Below are 16,763 nucleotides of genomic sequence, written 5' to 3'. Positions count from 1 at the left end.
GAAATATGAATAAAAAAGAAAAATATGAAGAATTAAAAAATAAAATAAATTATCATAATAATAAATATTATATAGAGAATGACCCTGAAATAACAGATGAAGAATATGATAAAATATTTTCTGAACTTTTAAAAATTGAAAAAGAAAATCCTGAATATAAGACATTAGATTCACCTTCTCAAAGAGTGGGAGGCTTAAAGAATGAAAATTTTGAAAAAATACAACATACAATTCCAATGTTATCCCTTGACAATACTTATAATAGTGAAGAAATAATTGATTTTGATAGAAGAATTCAAAAAAATTTAAATGAACAATATGAGTATATATGTGAATTAAAAATAGATGGTGTATCAATATCATTAAAATATGAAAATGGTATATTAATAAGGGCATTAACAAGAGGAAATGGAAGTATAGGAGAAGATATAACTCAAAATGTAAAAACTATAATGAGTATACCATTAAAATTAAAAGAAAATATAAATATTGAAGTACGTGGCGAAATATTTATGAAAAATTTAGAATTTGAGAAAATAAATAAATTTAGAGAATCAAGAGGATTAAATATATTTGCTAATCCAAGAAATGCAACAGCTGGAACTTTAAAACTATTAGATACTTCTGAAGTTGCAAAAAGGAAAATGGATTCTTATATATATTATATAGTAAACAAAGAAGAGCTTGATATAAAAAATCAAGAATCAGCATTAAAAAAGCTCGAAGAACTTGGATTTAAAGTAAATGAAAATAATAAAAAGGCTTTAAATATACAACAAGTTATAGAATATTGGGAATTATGGAATAAAAACAGAAAAAAACTTGAATACGAAGCTGATGGTATAGTTGTAAAAATAAATAATTTTGATCAGCAAAGGAATTTAGGAGAAACAGTTAGATCACCGAGATGGGCAATAGCTTTTAAATTTCAGGCAGAAACAAAGACAACAAAAATAAATGAAATAAAATTACAAGTAGGTAGTACAGGAATAATAACTCCTGTAGCAGAATTAGAACCTATTAAACTTGAAGGTACAATAGTAAAAAGATGTTCTTTACACAACTTTGAATATATAAAATTAAAAGATATAAAAGAAAAAGATACGGTAGTAATTCAAAAAGCGGGAGGAATAATTCCTCAAATAGTTAATGTTGTAAAAGAAAAAAGAACTGGAAAAGAAATAAAAGTAGAAGAACCTTTAAGATGTCCTGTATGTAATTCCGAAACAGGAAAATTAAATCCTAGTGAAGTAGCCATAAGATGTTTAAACCCATTGTGTCCTGAAAAACTTGCAAGAAGTCTGGAAAAATTTGTATCGAGAGAAGCCATGAATATTGAAGGATTAGGTCCAAAATTAATAAAAAGAATGGTAGAAGCTAAAATAATAAAAGATATATCAGATATATATTATATAAAAGATACAGACCTCTTTTCATTGGGTGAAGGGATTGGAGAAAAAACTGTAGAAAATCTTTTAAAGGAAATAGAAAAATCAAAAAATCAATCTCTTGAATATGTTTTAAATGGTCTTGGTATACCATTAGTAGGCAAAAAAACAGCTAAAGATTTATCAAAATATTTCAAAAATATAGATAATATAAAAAATTCTAATACAGATAAATTAAAAGAAGTTGATGGTATTGGAGAAGATATTGCTAAATCTTTAAAAATATTTTTTGAAGAAGAAATAACACAAAAAATATTAAATAAATTAAAAAATGCAGGAATAAACTTTGAATACAAAAATGGACAAGAAGATGGAATACTAATAAATACAATAATTTCTCAAACTGGAACTCTAAAAAATATGTCAAGAAAAGAATTTTCAGATTATATAGAAAAAAAAGGTGGAATATTTTCATCAAGCGTAACTAAAAAAGTAGATATACTTGTGATCGGAGAAAATCCAGGTTCGAAACTTGAAAAAGCCAGAAAATATCAAATACCTGTAATGGAAGAAGATGAATTTTTTAATAAATATTAAACTCAAACTACAAAAAATGAGATTATAATATAAATAGAAAATATCAAATAAAGATGGAGGTAATAATATGATAAAAAAACAAATAATGGAAGATCTAAAAAAATACATGAAGGAAAAAAATAAAATAGCTTTAAATGCTGTAAAACTTTTAAATAATGAAATTAAAAATTTAGAAAAAGAAAGACAAGAAGAATTAAAAGAAGATGAAATAATAAAAATAGTACAAAAACAAATAAAAATGAGAAATGATTCAATAGAACAATATAATAAAGCCGGAAGATCAGAACTTGCTGAAAATGAAGAAGAAGAAATTAAATATATTTCAAAATATATGCCGGAACAATTAGATGATGAAGAACTTGAAAAAATAATAAAAAATTGTATAGAAGAACTTGGTGGAGAAATTACACCTAAAGAATTTGGAAAATTAATGGGAAAAGTAATGCCAAAAGTTAAAGGAAAGGCAGATGGAACTAGGGTAAATAAAATAGTAAAAAAGTTGGTGGGTTAATTAGATGAAAAAAACTTTAATTTTTATATTATTTATTTTATTCTATTCTATGGTTTATTCTTCAGGGGTAATAAAAGCTAATTTAGGGATTAAAACATTAACAAATACTTTTATAGAACGATCAATAATAGAAAAAATATCAAATCTAGCTCAAAAATCATATAATATAAAATTAATAAATAAAAAACAAAAAGCAAATCCAACTAAAGATGCAACAAATACCTATGAAGAAATTAAAAATGATTATTATGGAGGATATGATGCATTTATAACTCTTAGTACAGATTCTTCGATGACTTTTATAAATTATTCCATAGAAATAAAGAATAAAAATTTTCAATATATAAAATCTATAGAGGATAATAAAGAGTGGGTTGAAAAATTTAGTGTTGATATATTAGAAGAACTTGCAGTAAAAAGATTTTATTTAGATAAATCATGGAATATACTTCAACTGACATATTATGAAGGGGTGGATGAATACTCATATTTTGATGATGATAAATTATATTTTATAAGTGACAGATATATAAAAAATAGAGAAGTTTATATATGGGATTTCATGAAATCAAAAAAAGATAAAATAAAATTAGAACTTTCATCAGAATATTTTCCTCAAGCTTCTATAAATCATAAAAAAATAGTATTTCAATCGACAATGTTTGGAAAATGGGATATAGTAATATATGATTTAGAAAATGAAGAATTTAAAAGAATAACATCTGAAAATGAGAATGGATATTCTCCATATTTTTGGGATCAAAACACGATATTATACACAGCAAATGATAAAAAATCAAAATATACACAAATTTGGAAATATGATATAAATACAGGAGAAAAAACTCAAATAACAGATCAACAAAAACTTGTTATTTTTAGACCAACAAAATATGAAGAAAATAAAATACTTTTTTATGCGACAAATTTAGAAACTGCTAACTCAAGTATATATTATATAGAAAATGGTGAAATAATAAATCTATTTAAAAATGATAATAATCAATCCGATAATTGGTCAAACAAAAATGGAGAAATAGTATATTCCCAATTTACTGATGGGAATTATAAAATATTTTATCATTATGAAAACATGGAAAAAAATCTAACATATACAATAAAAGATGATTGTTATTATCCTATGATAACAGAAAATGGTGAATATGTTTTTTTTAGTTTATATTATGGCGATAGTGAACCGGACATATATATAATAAGACTATAACAAATAAAAGCCGGAATGGCGGAATTGGTAGACGCGTAAGATTCAGAATCTTATAGATAATAAAGTCTGTGCGGGTTCAAGTCCCACTTCCGGCACCAAACAATGGCAGACATCGATAAAAGTCTGCTATTTTTTATAAATTTTATATAAGAGGTGAAAATATGAGAAGTGTATTCAAAGATAAAACAAATACTTTTTTTGAAATACTCACATATAATCTTTTTGATTGGGATAAAGCATGGCAAAAATATAAAGAAAATAATTATGAAATAATAAATTATTATCAAAATAAAAATAAAATAAATGATATAGAAGCTTCAGAAAAACTAAAAAAGATGGGAAGAAGATATTTAGATAAAGCTTTTTGGTTTAGAGAACCAATAATAAATGAAATAAAATCAAATATAATAAATATGATAACTCAAAATACAGAAAAATTTGAATTAAATAGAGCTGATTATACAATAGAAATTTTGGGATTATTTGGTGAAAAACCTCATCAATTTATAGAAACCTATAAGGGAAATATAATAGTAATAGACTTTATGTATTTCTATAATCATAAAGATGAAATAACTCTCGAAGAAATAATAAAAAATGCAATAAATGATTATTTAAAAAATATAAAATATGATGAAAAAAGGAAAATATTTTGGGTTTTAATAGATAATATAAAAAAAATAATAAACGATAATCCAAAAAATATGAAAAATGCAATGGAAAAGATTTGTAAAATAATAGATAAAAAATTAGACTATTACAATTGGATAGGTTTTTACATGGTTGGAAAGCAAAAAGACATATTAGAACTGGGACCATATATTGGTGAACCAACAGAGCATTTAAATATAAAATTTGGTGAAGGGATATGTGGACAAGCTGCTTCAACAGAAAAAACATTCATAATATCTGATGTAAGCAAAGAAAAAAATTATTTATCATGTTCAGAAAAAACAAAATCAGAAATAGTTGTTCCCATATTTAATAAAAAAGGAAAAGTTGTTGGTGAAATAGATATAGATTCACACAAAATATCACCATTCGATGAAAAAGACAAACAATTTTTGGAAGAAGTTTCTGACATGATAAAAAAACAGTATTTTTAGGTGAAAATATGAAAAAAAATGAGTTCATTAATAAAATAAATAATTTTCAATCAAAACATTTGGGAATAAAAAATAAATATGCTGTTTTAATTCCTTTGATAGAAATAAATGAACAACTTCATATAATATATGAAATAAGATCAAAAAAATTAAAAACTCAACCAGGAGAAGTATCATTTCCTGGAGGAAAAATTGAAAAAGGAGAATCTCCTTTAGAAGCAACTATTAGAGAAACTCAAGAAGAGTTGTTAATAAAAAAAGAAGATATAAGAATAATATCAGAAGGGGATATTTTAATATCGCCATATAATTTTTTATTATACTCTTATATAGGTATAATAGAAAAAGATTTAAGAGATATAAATCCATCAAAAGATGAAGTAGATCATATATTTACAGTACCAATTGATTATTTTATAAATGAAAAACCTCAAAAATATATTATAAATATAGATACAAATACTGAAAAAAATTTTCCATATCATTTAATACCAGAAGGTGAAAAATATAATTGGAGAAAAGGCATATATCCTGTATATTTTTATAAATATAAAAATTATATAATATGGGGAATGACTGCAAGATTTACAAAAGAGATGATAAAAAGAATAAAATAAACAGGAATATATTATTCCTGTTTATTTTATATATTTAATAACATAATTAAATATTTCATTTGATATATCTTCTTGAGATCTTAAATTATTGTTTTCAACACAATTTATTATATGCCAATTATATTTTTTTGCTATATATTTAGAATTATCATAAGTAATTTTCAAATAATCTAAATTTTTTTCATGGATATCTTCAACTTTAGATTTAGCTTTTCTTTCTTCTAATAATTTAAATGAAAATTCTATAGGAACATCTAAAAATATAACTAAATCTGGTATAGGAAGTTTCATTTTATTGAACTCTAAATCCCATAACCAATTTAAAAACAAATTTTTTTCATCAAGATTATCATATTTAGAACCTTGATGAACCATATTAGACGTAGTATATCTATCAGCAAGAACAAGACCTCTATTGACATAAAAAGACTCCCATTCTTTTTTAAAAGAAGCATATCTATCAACAGCAAAAAAGGTTGAAGAAGTATAAGGATCTACATCATTTGGATTTTCTCCAAATTCACCATTTAAATACATTTTTACCAAAGCTGAAGAATTACTATCATAATTTGGATATTCAACTTTCATACAATTAAAATCAAAATCCTTGAGTTTATCAAAAAGTAACTTTGTTTGAGTAGCCTTTCCACTAGAATCTGAGCCAGATTCAATAACAATTAATTTGCCTTTCAAAGAAAATTCCTCCTCCAAGATCATTTTAAAAAATAAGGTGGTTTTATATAAAAATGAGTCCCACCATTTTTTCTACATAAAATACTTATAAATTGGGCATTATTATTTTTATTACCATAAGCGGTCATCATTGAATGAGGCTCAAGTTTATTATTTTTCATCATTGAAATTACAGGAGAAAATATTGAAGGATGAATGACAAAATTTGCCATTTTTTTATTTTTTAAAGCATATTTAGTTGCATAAAAAAAACCATTTAAAGATTCTAAATCATCAAAAGTTCTTGCAGTAAATCTGCTTTTATCATCGCTTGATCTTCCACCAAAATAATGTGGAGGATTGGAAATTATTAAATCAAAAGAATCACTTTCAAAATAATTTTTAATATTCTTAACATCATCATTTATAGCTTGAATATTGTTGCAATTATTCAAATTTAAATTTATTTTTAAAGAATCAAAAATAGATTTTTGAATTTCAATACATGAAATAATAGAATTTTCAAACATTTTAGAAATAGCGATTGAAACATGTCCAGAACCGGCTCCTAATTCAAGAATTTTTAAATTATTTTTTAAAGGACTTGATTCGATTAAAAATAAAGAAGCAGAATTTGGCATATGAGTTTTCTCTACATTACTCAATTTCATATTTATATAGGTATCTTTAATTCTATTCATCATTATTCGTTACAACTCCTGAATTATTTGAAATATTCTCAGAAAAAGATTCTTCTATTCCAGTAATTAAAGAAAAATTATTTATCTGAGCATTTAAAATTTTATCATTAAAAGATTTAAAAAAACTGAAGTTATTTAAATTTAAGTTTTCAATATTTGAATTTTCAGAAGCAATTTTGCTCTTAAAATCTATATTAAAATTTTTAACAGTTAAATCTTTAATTAATCCATAAAAAAGATTTTTAATATTTAAAACTTCAAATTTAGAATCAATAGAATAAAAATCAAATAAATTTTCTAAATTAACAGTAGTATTAGAAAAATTATTATTATAAGAAATAAATCTTGAAATATTTGAAATATCTAATAAAGAATTTTCAAAATTAACATCTTCTAAAAAAATTAATTTTCCCACTTTACCAGTTATATTAATATTGTTAAAATCAGCTTTAGATATTATTAAATTTCCACCATCCATGATGATACTTCCAGAACCAAAAAAAAGAGTTTTTGCCGCTCCAGGCATAACAAAAAGATTACCTCTTATAATAAGTCTTGAATCAGCAAAAAATCTAATACTTGTACCAGATTCAACAAAAAGTGAACGATTTTTTTCCAATAAAAGATCAGAAGAAATAATAAAAGGAGAATTTATTTGTGTTAAAAGAGTATTTTCACTTATGTCTTCAAGAATACCAGAAGCATAAGGTAAAAAAGATGATGAAAATTTAAAGACTGGAACAGAAGGAAACCCTCTTGTACCATTTTCCGAAACCTTTCTAACAAAAGTAATTTCACTATTACCAATTTCAACAAAAGAAGAACCAGTAATAATAGAACTTTGCCATCCAAAGTTCTTAGTGAAATATTCTATTTCATATTCATTAAAAAAAGGATCAAATTCCCAAGAAATAAATCCAGAATCTTTTGAAATCAATCTTGAAGAAATATCAACCATTTCAGGAATTTTGTTATCCATATTTATATCAACATTTTTTGTAGAAAAATTATTATTAGAATCATATACTAAGATTTCTGTATTAAAATTAGATGAAGGATTAATTTCATATGGAAAGAAATAATCTCCATCTTTTTTTATAAATAACTTTAATTCAGAATCCCAATCATCTGTAAAATCAAAATTAGCATCTCCAAAAATATTTATTCTAATTTTATCAGAATTTACAACTGGAGCTGAATCTTCATCTGTATTTATACTAATTTTTTTTTGAGTATAATTCATAAAATCATCATAAAATTTAAATGAAAGATTAATTATACCAGAATCTTTATATAAAGGAAATTCAATATTTTTAGAATTTGAAGTGGCTATAATGGTATCATTATTATATAATTCTATAAAGTTGACATCATTTTCATCAAAATCAAAAGAAACTTTTAAAATTCCTTTATCTAGATAATTTTTAATTATAGAAACTTCAGGAGCATCTCCATCATAAAAAAAGTCTGTTGCATAAGAAGTAATTTCATCACCTGAATTTTTAAATAAAAGTTTCACATCATGCTTGCCAGATTTTAAATTTTTAATATAAAAATCCCCCGGTGAAATAAAATCATTCACCGGAGAATTATCAATATAAATATTTACTTCATCATAATCAAAATTTGTAATAAATTCAAAAGGAATATTAGGAGAAAAAACATTTTCTGTCAGTTTTACTTCATAATCTATAGATTTATTACAAGACACAAAAAGAAAAGATATTATGAATAAAAATAAAGCGTAAATATATTTCATTAATCCACCTCATGGAAATATTTCAAAAGAGGAGAATCCTCTGGAATTGTTATTATACTATCCTTAAAAGAATTTTTATAAATATCAGTTAATTTATCGAGTTCAAAGAAAGATTCATCTAATGAATAGGCATCTGAATAAATTTTTATAGAGCTTGCATCCGCAGTTCCTCTTATTATTTCAGATTCTTTTCTTGCATCAGATAAAATTATTTTTACTTGTTTATCAGCTTCAGCTTTAATTTTTTCAGATTCTCTTTTACCTTCAGCCCTTATTTGAGCAGCTATAGAAAATCTCTCAGCATTCATTCTATTGTATACTGCTTTAGTATTTTCTTGAGGTAAATCTGTTCTTTTAACTCTAACATCTACGATATTGATACCAAATTCTTTCAATGAATTTTCACTTCTATTTTTTATTTCATCTAATAAATTAAATCTTTGTTTAGATAAAATTTCTTCAAAATTATATTTTGCAATAACATCTCTAACATGAGAGTATATGATATCATCAATTCTTGTTAAAGCAGTGGACACCGTTCTCATACTTTCAATAAAAACTTTAGGATTAGATATTTTCCATAATGCATAAGTATCAACAACTATAGTTTTTTTATCAGCTGTTATCAATCTTTCAGGATTTATATCATATATCATTATTCTCTTTTCAAATTTATCAACATTATCGATAAAAGGAGTTTTAAAATGGAGTCCTGGTTCAGTTTCAATTTTTTTAATTTCTCCAAATCTTAAGACAGCAGCTTGTTGAGTTTGATCTAAAATATAAAAAGAAGAAAATAAAATAAATATTACAGTAAATACAATAATTAAAGATAAAACCAACATTATTTTATTTTTCATTTTACATCACCACCAAGAACCTCATCGAGATTCAACAATTTTAGAGTTCCGCCATTATCAGAAATTATTTTTATTTTAGATGATTCGAGCATTTCTTTTATTGAATCAAGAATTAATCTTTTTTTAGTGATATTTTCAGCAGCTTGATACTCTTTTAAAATTGATTTGAATTTTTCTGACTCACCTGTTGCGATGGCAACTTTCTCATAAGCATAAGATTCAGCTTCTCTGAGTATTTTCTGTGCTTCACCTTCGGCATTAGGAATAACATCATTAGAATATCTTTGAGCTTCATTTATAGATTTTTCTTTATCTTGTTTTGCATTGTTAACATCATTAAAAGCTGCAACAACAGGATCAGGAGGATTAACATCTTGTAAATAAACATTTTCTATTAAAATTCCAGCATCATATTCATTAAGTGTTTCTTGAACAATTTTTGCTGTTTCCATAGCAATTTCATCTCTTTCAGCAGTTAAAACATCGTCTATTTCTGATAAAGCTACTCTTTCCCTTAAAATACTTTCTGTAGTAAATTTTACAAGATCATAATCACTTGTGAGATTAAAAACAAATTTAACTGGATCATTAATTCTATATTGAACAACAGCTTCAACACTTAAAATATTTTCATCACCAGTTATCATATTTGATTCATCAACATTTGAAGAATATGATGCTTGTTTTGTAAAACCATCAGTATCAAATCCAATTTCAATCTTTTTAACAGATCTTATATCCAATATAGTTCTTGATTGTATTGGTAAAGGGAGATTATAATGAATACCAGGACCTGAAGTATAAGTATATTTTCCAAAAGTTTTTACTAAAGAAACTTCAGATGGACCAACCTGATAAATTCCTGTTAAAAAATAAATACCAATTCCAATAATAATAAGAATTATAATGAGCTTTTTAGGGTTAAAATTTTTCTTTTTCTTTTCTTCTTGTGAATATTCAGGATTATAAACTTCATAATCAGCCATATTACACCTCCTCTTTTGCAATTATAACATATATAACTCGTATAACCATAAAAAAATTCAAATAAAATATGATTTATAATCAATAAGATATTTTTTTAATTCTATCATAGAAAAATTTCTTACCCATCTTTTAATTTCTAAGTTATCATTAAAAAGAATCAAAACCGGAACAGTAAAAATCAATAATTGACCAGATATTTCTTTGTTCTTAGAAATTTCAAAAACTTCAAAATTGATTTCAAGTTCTTCAGCTATTTTTTTGATTTTAGGTTCCATAGCATGACAAACACCACAATTTTCAGAAATAAAATATTTTAAATTCATAATACCCCTCCTATGTATAATTAAAGAAATTTTACATTTAAAATATTTCTATAATATTAAAAAATATACTAAATTATTGAAAATAATTGTCCATGTGTTATTATATATAATATAAGATATAAATCAGGAGAATATATATATGAAAGATCAAACGCCATTATATGAAAAAATAAGGCCAAAAAATTTAGATGAAGTTTTGTCTAATAAAATTTTAATAAATATAATAAAAAAATGGGTGGAAAATTCTACTCTAAAATCTTTTGTAATATCAGGAAAACCTGGAAGTGGAAAAACGACAATAATAAGAGCTTTATTAAATCAAATTGAAAATGATTATGAAATATATTCAATATCTGGAGCGATAGAAGGATCAAAAACTTTAAAAAAAATAATAAATATAGAAGAAAATTTATTTTCAAAACAAAAAATACTTTTTGTAGATGAAATACACAGATTAAATAGATCTGAACAAGATACCTTATTATTAGCCCTTGAAAAAGGAGATATAATATTGATGGGAGCTACAACTGAAAATCCAGCTATAAGTCTAAATCCAGCTCTTCTATCAAGATTATTACTTTTTAAAGTGCAAAATCTTTCAGATGATGATTATGAAAAAATATTCCAAAAAATAAAAGAATGTTATCCAAATTCAATAATAAGTAATGAAGTAAAGAATTTATTAAAAGATTATTTCGGAGATGATATAAGAAGATTAATAAACCTTCTCGAGGCTATTTTTGAAAGTGGTGAAAAAGAAATAAATAAAGAAATAATATCAAATTTTATATCTACTAATTTGACATATAATATTGAAGATAAATATAACTATATATCAGCATATATAAAAAGTATAAGAGGTTCAGATCCTGATGCTGCATTATTATATTTATCATATATGCTTGAAAATGGAGAAGATCCTATGTATATTGCAAGAAGAATTGTAGTACATGCCAGTGAAGATATAGGACTTGCAGATCCAAATGCTTTAAATATAGCTGTTTCAGCTATGATTGCTACAGAACATATAGGGTATCCAGAATGTTATTTAGCTCTTTCTGAAGCAACGATATATTTATGTTCAACTTCTAAGTCAAACTCAGTACTCAATGCATATAATAAAGCAAAAGAATTTATGATAAATAATAAATTTGAAATTCCAAAAAAACTATTAAATCCATTAAATAAAACTATGAAAAGCCAAGGTTTTGGCAAAGGATATAAATATCCACATGACTATGGAGGATTTTATAAATACAATTATATGCCCGATAAATATAAGGATAAAATTTTTTATGAACCTTTAAACAAAGGATTAGAAAAGAAAATAAAAATAAAATTACAAAATTTTTGGAAAGATATAAAAAAATATAACGAAGAATGATCTTCGTTATATTTTATTTAATTCTTTGATGATTTCAAATGATTTTTCATCTATGACCTTGATTAAAATTTCTTTTTTACCAAGATCGATATTGATTTCATCATTGGGTTTTACTTCATAACCTGGTTTTAAAGAATATGAATTTTTTGTTACTTTTCCATTTGAACATAAATCATGAGCTATAATTCGTCTCTTAGCTATTTTAATGTTCTTTAGATACTTATCCAATCTCATAGAACCACTCCTTATGTGAAAAATATTTCTTACAATATTAAACTTTGTAAGATATTTGAAATATATTTCAATATAACTGATTAAATCCATTTTACTAAAATTAATTTACAATACTTCAATTTTTAACACTTGACATTTAAAGTTCATATTTATTATAATATAGATTAGATGAATTTAATACATTGGGGTGAGAATATTGAACGAACCAGTTCTGATCGTAAAAGATTTAAGAACATACTTTGATATTGCCGAAGGAACAGTAAAGGCAGTAAATGGGGTTTCATTTGAATTAAACATGAATGAAGCTCTTGGAGTAGTTGGTGAAACAGGTTCTGGTAAGAGTGTTACCATGAAGTCGGTCATGGGAATGATCAGAAAACCAGGTTATATTCCTGAAGGTAGTCAAATACTCTTTAAGACAAATGAATTTAGCAAAGATGGTTCAAAAGAATACATCAACTTGGCTAAATTAAGCACCAAAGCATTTACGAGAATTAGAGGAAAACATATAGGTATGGTTTTCCAAGATCCAATGGCATCTTTAAATCCTATGTATACAGTTGCAGATCAGATGATAGAGACTATAGTATATCATCAAAATGTTTCTCTTGAAGAAGCGAGAGAAAGGGCAATAGAACTTTTAACAAAAGTAGGATTACCAAATGCAAAGGAAAGAATAGATGATTATCCTTTCCAATTTTCTGGAGGACAAAGACAAAGAATTATAATTGCTATAAGTCTTTCATGTAATCCTGAAGTATTAATAGCTGATGAACCTACAACGGCTTTAGATGTTACAATACAAGCTCAAATACTTGAATTAATGAAAGATTTGCAAAGGGATTTTGAAACAGCAATGGTTTATATAACACATGATTTATCTGTTGTTGCAGAAATAGCTGATAAAGTTATGGTTATGTATGGTGGAACTCAAATGGAAATGGCTGATGTATACACCATATTTGATAATCCAATGCATCCATATACACATGCTTTATTATCATGTATTCCAAGACATGATTTAAAGAAAGATGAATTAGAACCTATAAAAGGACAACCACCTATAATGTTAAATCCTCCGCCATTATGTCCATTTTTACCAAGATGTCCAAGAGCAACTGAAAGGTGTAAAAAAGAATGGCCAGAATTACAAGAAGTTGAAAAAGGACACCTTTTAAGATGTTTCAATCCAGTATTAAACAAGAAAGGAAAAAAAGTTAATGATGGTGTTGAAATGGGTAAATTGGAGGATGATAAATAATGTTGCTCAGAGTTAAAAACCTAAAAAAATACTTTCCCGTAAAACAAGGATTTGTTGTAGAAAAAACTGTTGGTTATGTAAAAGCTGTTGATAATGTTTCATTTGAGCTAGAAAGAGGAGAGACTTATGGACTTGTTGGAGAATCTGGATGTGGAAAGACTACCATAGGTAAAACCATATTGAGATTACATGATCCAACTTCTGGAAGTATTTTCATAGATGATAAAGAGACATCCCATTTATTTATGAAAAGAGGAGAAGCGAAAAGATTTTTAAAATCAGAATATATAGATAAAGCTGAAAAATATATCTCTGAAATGAAAAAAGCTGACAAAGTTCTCGAATCTTTAGAACCATATGAAAGAAATTATTTTGAATATTATTATAAAAATGGAGAAAATAAGTTTTATGAATGGATGATGTCAGATCTCAATAAAAAAAGACTAAATTTCAGAAGAAATGTTCAAATTGTTTTCCAAGATCCAACATCATCTCTAAACCCAAGAATGACAGTTGGACAAACACTTATAGAACCTTTGATGTTCCATAATGTGGTTAAAACTAAGCTAGAAGCGAAAGAAATTGCACTTGAATTACTCAAAAAAGTTGGATTAAAAGCTTATCATGCTGATAGATATCCTCATCAATTTTCTGGAGGACAAAGACAAAGAGTTGCAGTTGCAAGAGCTATAGTTTTAAAACCAAAATTAATAATATTGGATGAACCAACTTCAGCTTTAGATGTTTCTGTACAGGCTCAAATAATAAAACTTTTAAAAGATTTACAGCAAGAATTAAATGCAGGATTTCTTTTTATATCGCATGATCTTGGTGTTGTAAGATATATATCTAATTATGTTGGAGTTATGTATCTTGGAAGAATGGTAGAATATGGTGATGGAGATTCAGTATTTGATAATCCTTCTCACCCATATGCAAAAGCTCTTTTAAATGCGGCACCTGTACCAGATCCTAAAATAAGAAGAGATAGAAAACAGTTTATAATAAAAGGTCAAGTACCATCTCCAATAAACAGACCTAATGGATGTTTTTTTAATCCAAGATGTAAATTTGTGATGGATGAATGTAAGAAAAATTATCCAGAATCATTCAATTTAAACAAAAATCACAGAGTTGCATGTTATTTATATAAAGATAAAGAGGGTAATAAATAAATTAAGAGTTTAAAGGTAATATTCCAAATATAAAGAGAAGAGAAGTCCGAAATTTAAAACACAGAGGGGAGGGCATATGCATGAAAAAATTTTTTGTTATCATGCTAGTTATGGCTGCAGCATTATTTATGTTTGCAGAAGAAACAGAATGGTTGATAAGAGATGTTGAAGGTGGAGTCAAGGGAGGTACGCTTTATCTTGGAACTACATCTGGACCTAAAACACTCAATGCTTACTGGTCGCAAGAATCATCTTCAAGAGATATATATAAATATATGTATGAATCATTGATGGGAAGCGACAATAAAGCACAAGTTAATCAACCAGCTTTGGCGAAGAGATTTTGGAGAGAAGAAACAGCTGATGGTGGAACAGCCTATTATTTTGAATTAAGAAAAGGCTTAAAATGGTCAGATGGTCAACCTTTAACAGTTGAAGATATTGTATTTACATATGAAAATATCATAAAAGGTGATGGTATGACTGCTGATGGTGTTGAAACATATCAAGACACTGAAGGTAATTTGCCTGAATTAACTGTTGATGGAAATATTTTGAAGTTTAAATATCCAACAAAATATAGATTTGGATATGATTCTCTTGGTGGAATCACAATAATGCCAAAACATATTTTCAAAGATAAAGTAGATTCACCAGAATCATTTGCTCAAATGTGGACTATAGAACAAATAGGAGATATAATTTCTTCAGGTCCATATATTGTTACAGAATATAGAGAAGGTGTAAGGGTAGTATTAGAAAGAAATCCTTATTACTTTATAAAATCAAAAGATGGTGTACAATTGCCATATCTTGATAAATTAGTATTTTTAATAGTTCAAGATACAAATACTATGAGATTAAAATTTGAAGCAGGAGATATAGATCTTCTTCAAATAAGTGCAGCGGATTATCCAGCAATAAAAGCACAACAAGCTGAAAAGAATTGGAATATAATAGTTGGTGGACCAAATGCAAGTTCACAATTTATAGCTTTCAACTTCAATGCAAAGGATCCAATACATAGAGAATGGTTTAGAAATGATAATTTTAGACTTGCAATGTCATTTGCTTTTGATAGAGAAACTATAATAGATACATTGTATAACGGTCTTGGTGAACCTATGTATGGACCAAGAAATAGAACATCTGCATTCTACAATCCTGAAATAGAAAGTTTTGGATTTAGATATTCAATAGCAAAAGCAAAGAGATATTTACAACAAGCTGGTTTTACATGGAATTCACAAGGTCAACTTCTTGATTGGGATGGAAATGTTGTTGAATTTGAAATTACAACAAACTCTGGTAGTAATGCAAGAGAAGAAATAGCAAATATTTTTGTTGATTCTGTTCAAAAACTTGGAATAAATGTAAATTATAGACCTGTACAATTCAATACATTAGTTCAGAACTTATATTCAGCTAATTGGGATTCTTTAATACTTGGATTACAAGGTGGAGACGATCCAGCTTGGGGTACAAATGTTTGGTCATTAAACGGTGGACTCCATTTCTGGAACTGGTCACCAGAAGTACAAGATTGGGTAGATCCTAATGAATATTATATATCAGATGCTGAAAAGAGAATAGATGAAATAATGAAGATAAACAGATCTGTCATGGATCCTGCAAAAGTTCAAGACCTTTGGGATGAATGGCAAATGTTAGCAGCAGGTAAACAAATACTTGTTTATACAGTTTCACAGAATTATTTAGTTGCAATGAAAGATGATATAGTAATATTCAATCCAGAACCAAGTCCATTATATGGTGCGGGAGTTCTCTGGAATATAGAAGCAATATACAAGAAATAATTCAATATAGAAGGCGGGAAGGGAAGCCTTCCCGCTTTTTAAATTTTTAAGGAGCATTCCTGAAATAAAAAAAGAAAGAGGTTGAAAAAAAAGGAACCTCCCCGTAAAATAAAAGTGTAACAAGAATCCATCAAATATTTTACAAA

16 protein-coding genes and 1 tRNA gene are annotated in these 16,763 nt (G+C 26.0%); 10 read left to right on the top strand and 7 right to left on the bottom strand.

What is annotated here, in order from left to right:
- The first annotated feature begins 5 nt into the window (after positions 1-5).
- The 6 genes from ligA (at position 6) to PWP28_RS03550 (ending at position 5,444) form a co-directional block, all read left to right on the top strand.
- A complete protein-coding gene (gene ligA, locus PWP28_RS03575) occupies positions 6-1,985 on the top strand; it encodes an NAD-dependent DNA ligase LigA (RefSeq protein WP_305081689.1) in 1,980 nt (659 codons plus the stop codon).
- Between the two features lie 67 nt (positions 1,986-2,052).
- The gene (locus PWP28_RS03570) at positions 2,053-2,496 is read left to right on the top strand and encodes a GatB/YqeY domain-containing protein (RefSeq protein WP_109604455.1); all 444 of its coding nucleotides are present in this window, start codon (positions 2,053-2,055) and stop codon (positions 2,494-2,496) included.
- 4 nt (positions 2,497-2,500) lie between these two features.
- On the top strand, positions 2,501-3,721 hold the full coding sequence (locus PWP28_RS03565; protein ID WP_109604456.1) for a hypothetical protein: 1,221 nt from the start codon (positions 2,501-2,503) through the stop codon (positions 3,719-3,721).
- 9 nt (positions 3,722-3,730) lie between these two features.
- Positions 3,731-3,819 (top strand) — tRNA-Leu (locus tag PWP28_RS03560).
- Between the two features lie 63 nt (positions 3,820-3,882).
- A complete protein-coding gene (locus PWP28_RS03555) occupies positions 3,883-4,827 on the top strand; it encodes a GAF domain-containing protein (RefSeq protein ID WP_264150313.1) in 945 nt (314 codons plus the stop codon).
- Between the two features lie 8 nt (positions 4,828-4,835).
- Entirely contained in the window at positions 4,836-5,444 is a 609-nt protein-coding gene (locus PWP28_RS03550; RefSeq protein ID WP_109604458.1) for a CoA pyrophosphatase, read from the top strand.
- A 21-nt stretch (positions 5,445-5,465) separates the two neighbouring features.
- On the opposite strand, the gene PWP28_RS03545 is transcribed toward PWP28_RS03550, so the two are convergent.
- Genes PWP28_RS03545 through PWP28_RS03520 form a run of 6 tightly spaced genes read right to left on the bottom strand, consistent with a single transcriptional unit; the run spans position 5,466 to position 10,746 of the window.
- Positions 5,466-6,137, bottom strand: coding sequence for a thymidylate kinase (locus PWP28_RS03545; RefSeq protein ID WP_109604459.1), 672 nt, complete (start codon positions 6,135-6,137; stop codon positions 5,466-5,468).
- A gap of 20 nt (positions 6,138-6,157) precedes the next feature.
- Complete coding sequence (locus PWP28_RS03540) at positions 6,158-6,820, bottom strand: methyltransferase (protein WP_109604460.1); 663 nt, start codon at positions 6,818-6,820, stop codon at positions 6,158-6,160.
- Positions 6,810-8,576: a hypothetical protein gene (locus PWP28_RS03535; RefSeq protein ID WP_308644262.1), complete on the bottom strand. Its 1,767-nt coding sequence runs from the start codon at positions 8,574-8,576 to the stop codon at positions 6,810-6,812. Before PWP28_RS03535 ends, PWP28_RS03540 begins: the two co-directional genes overlap by 11 nt.
- Positions 8,576-9,436 carry a protease modulator HflC gene (gene hflC / locus PWP28_RS03530; protein WP_264150310.1) on the bottom strand — a complete coding sequence of 287 codons (861 nt, stop codon included), beginning with the start codon at positions 9,434-9,436 and terminating at the stop codon, positions 8,576-8,578. Before hflC ends, PWP28_RS03535 begins: the two co-directional genes overlap by 1 nt.
- Positions 9,433-10,422, bottom strand: coding sequence for an FtsH protease activity modulator HflK (hflK, locus tag PWP28_RS03525; protein ID WP_109604463.1), 990 nt, complete (start codon positions 10,420-10,422; stop codon positions 9,433-9,435). The genes hflC and hflK overlap by 4 nt, the downstream gene beginning before the upstream one ends.
- A gap of 57 nt (positions 10,423-10,479) precedes the next feature.
- Positions 10,480-10,746, bottom strand: coding sequence for a co-chaperone YbbN (locus PWP28_RS03520; RefSeq protein WP_264150309.1), 267 nt, complete (start codon positions 10,744-10,746; stop codon positions 10,480-10,482).
- Between the two features lie 139 nt (positions 10,747-10,885).
- Between PWP28_RS03520 and PWP28_RS03515 the strand changes: the two genes are divergently transcribed.
- Complete coding sequence (locus PWP28_RS03515) at positions 10,886-12,130, top strand: replication-associated recombination protein A (protein ID WP_109604465.1); 1,245 nt, start codon at positions 10,886-10,888, stop codon at positions 12,128-12,130.
- A 6-nt stretch (positions 12,131-12,136) separates the two neighbouring features.
- Here PWP28_RS03515 and PWP28_RS03510 read toward each other — a convergent pair whose 3' ends face one another.
- Entirely contained in the window at positions 12,137-12,364 is a 228-nt protein-coding gene (locus PWP28_RS03510; RefSeq protein WP_109604466.1) for a S4 domain-containing protein, read from the bottom strand.
- Between the two features lie 196 nt (positions 12,365-12,560).
- On the opposite strand from PWP28_RS03510, the gene PWP28_RS03505 reads away from it, so the two are divergent.
- From PWP28_RS03505 to PWP28_RS03495, 3 genes are all read left to right on the top strand, one after another.
- Positions 12,561-13,625, top strand: a complete 1,065-nt coding sequence (locus PWP28_RS03505; RefSeq protein WP_109604467.1) for an ABC transporter ATP-binding protein — start codon at positions 12,561-12,563, stop codon at positions 13,623-13,625.
- The gene (locus PWP28_RS03500) at positions 13,622-14,800 is read left to right on the top strand and encodes an ABC transporter ATP-binding protein (RefSeq protein ID WP_371682080.1); all 1,179 of its coding nucleotides are present in this window, start codon (positions 13,622-13,624) and stop codon (positions 14,798-14,800) included. Before PWP28_RS03505 ends, PWP28_RS03500 begins: the two co-directional genes overlap by 4 nt.
- Before the next feature lie 80 nt (positions 14,801-14,880).
- Positions 14,881-16,617: an ABC transporter substrate-binding protein gene (locus PWP28_RS03495; RefSeq protein ID WP_308644261.1), complete on the top strand. Its 1,737-nt coding sequence runs from the start codon at positions 14,881-14,883 to the stop codon at positions 16,615-16,617.
- Positions 16,618-16,763 lie beyond the last annotated feature (146 nt).

Origin of the sequence: Oceanotoga sp., assembly GCF_030445905.1 — a bacterium.
Classification (GTDB): domain Bacteria; phylum Thermotogota; class Thermotogae; order Petrotogales; family Petrotogaceae; genus Oceanotoga; species Oceanotoga teriensis.
Note: the sequence above shows the minus strand (reverse complement) of the source record. Positions and strands in the feature narration are given on the sequence as shown.

Bases quoted from the DNA above. Each gene is read 5' to 3' on its own strand.
- ligA (WP_305081689.1), top strand. From the start codon at position 6: ATGAATAAAAAAGAAAAATATGAAGAATTAAAAAATAAAATAAATTAT.
- PWP28_RS03570 (WP_109604455.1), top strand. From the start codon at position 2,053: ATGATAAAAAAACAAATAATGGAAGATCTAAAAAAATACATGAAGGAA.
- PWP28_RS03565 (WP_109604456.1), top strand. From the start codon at position 2,501: ATGAAAAAAACTTTAATTTTTATATTATTTATTTTATTCTATTCTATG.
- PWP28_RS03555 (WP_264150313.1), top strand. From the start codon at position 3,883: ATGAGAAGTGTATTCAAAGATAAAACAAATACTTTTTTTGAAATACTC.
- PWP28_RS03550 (WP_109604458.1), top strand. From the start codon at position 4,836: ATGAAAAAAAATGAGTTCATTAATAAAATAAATAATTTTCAATCAAAA.
- PWP28_RS03540 (WP_109604460.1), bottom strand. From the start codon at position 6,820: ATGATGAATAGAATTAAAGATACCTATATAAATATGAAATTGAGTAAT.
- PWP28_RS03535 (WP_308644262.1), bottom strand. From the start codon at position 8,576: ATGAAATATATTTACGCTTTATTTTTATTCATAATATCTTTTCTTTTT.
- hflC (WP_264150310.1), bottom strand. From the start codon at position 9,436: ATGAAAAATAAAATAATGTTGGTTTTATCTTTAATTATTGTATTTACT.
- hflK (WP_109604463.1), bottom strand. From the start codon at position 10,422: ATGGCTGATTATGAAGTTTATAATCCTGAATATTCACAAGAAGAAAAG.
- PWP28_RS03520 (WP_264150309.1), bottom strand. From the start codon at position 10,746: ATGAATTTAAAATATTTTATTTCTGAAAATTGTGGTGTTTGTCATGCT.
- PWP28_RS03515 (WP_109604465.1), top strand. From the start codon at position 10,886: ATGAAAGATCAAACGCCATTATATGAAAAAATAAGGCCAAAAAATTTA.
- PWP28_RS03510 (WP_109604466.1), bottom strand. From the start codon at position 12,364: ATGAGATTGGATAAGTATCTAAAGAACATTAAAATAGCTAAGAGACGA.
- PWP28_RS03495 (WP_308644261.1), top strand. From the start codon at position 14,881: ATGAAAAAATTTTTTGTTATCATGCTAGTTATGGCTGCAGCATTATTT.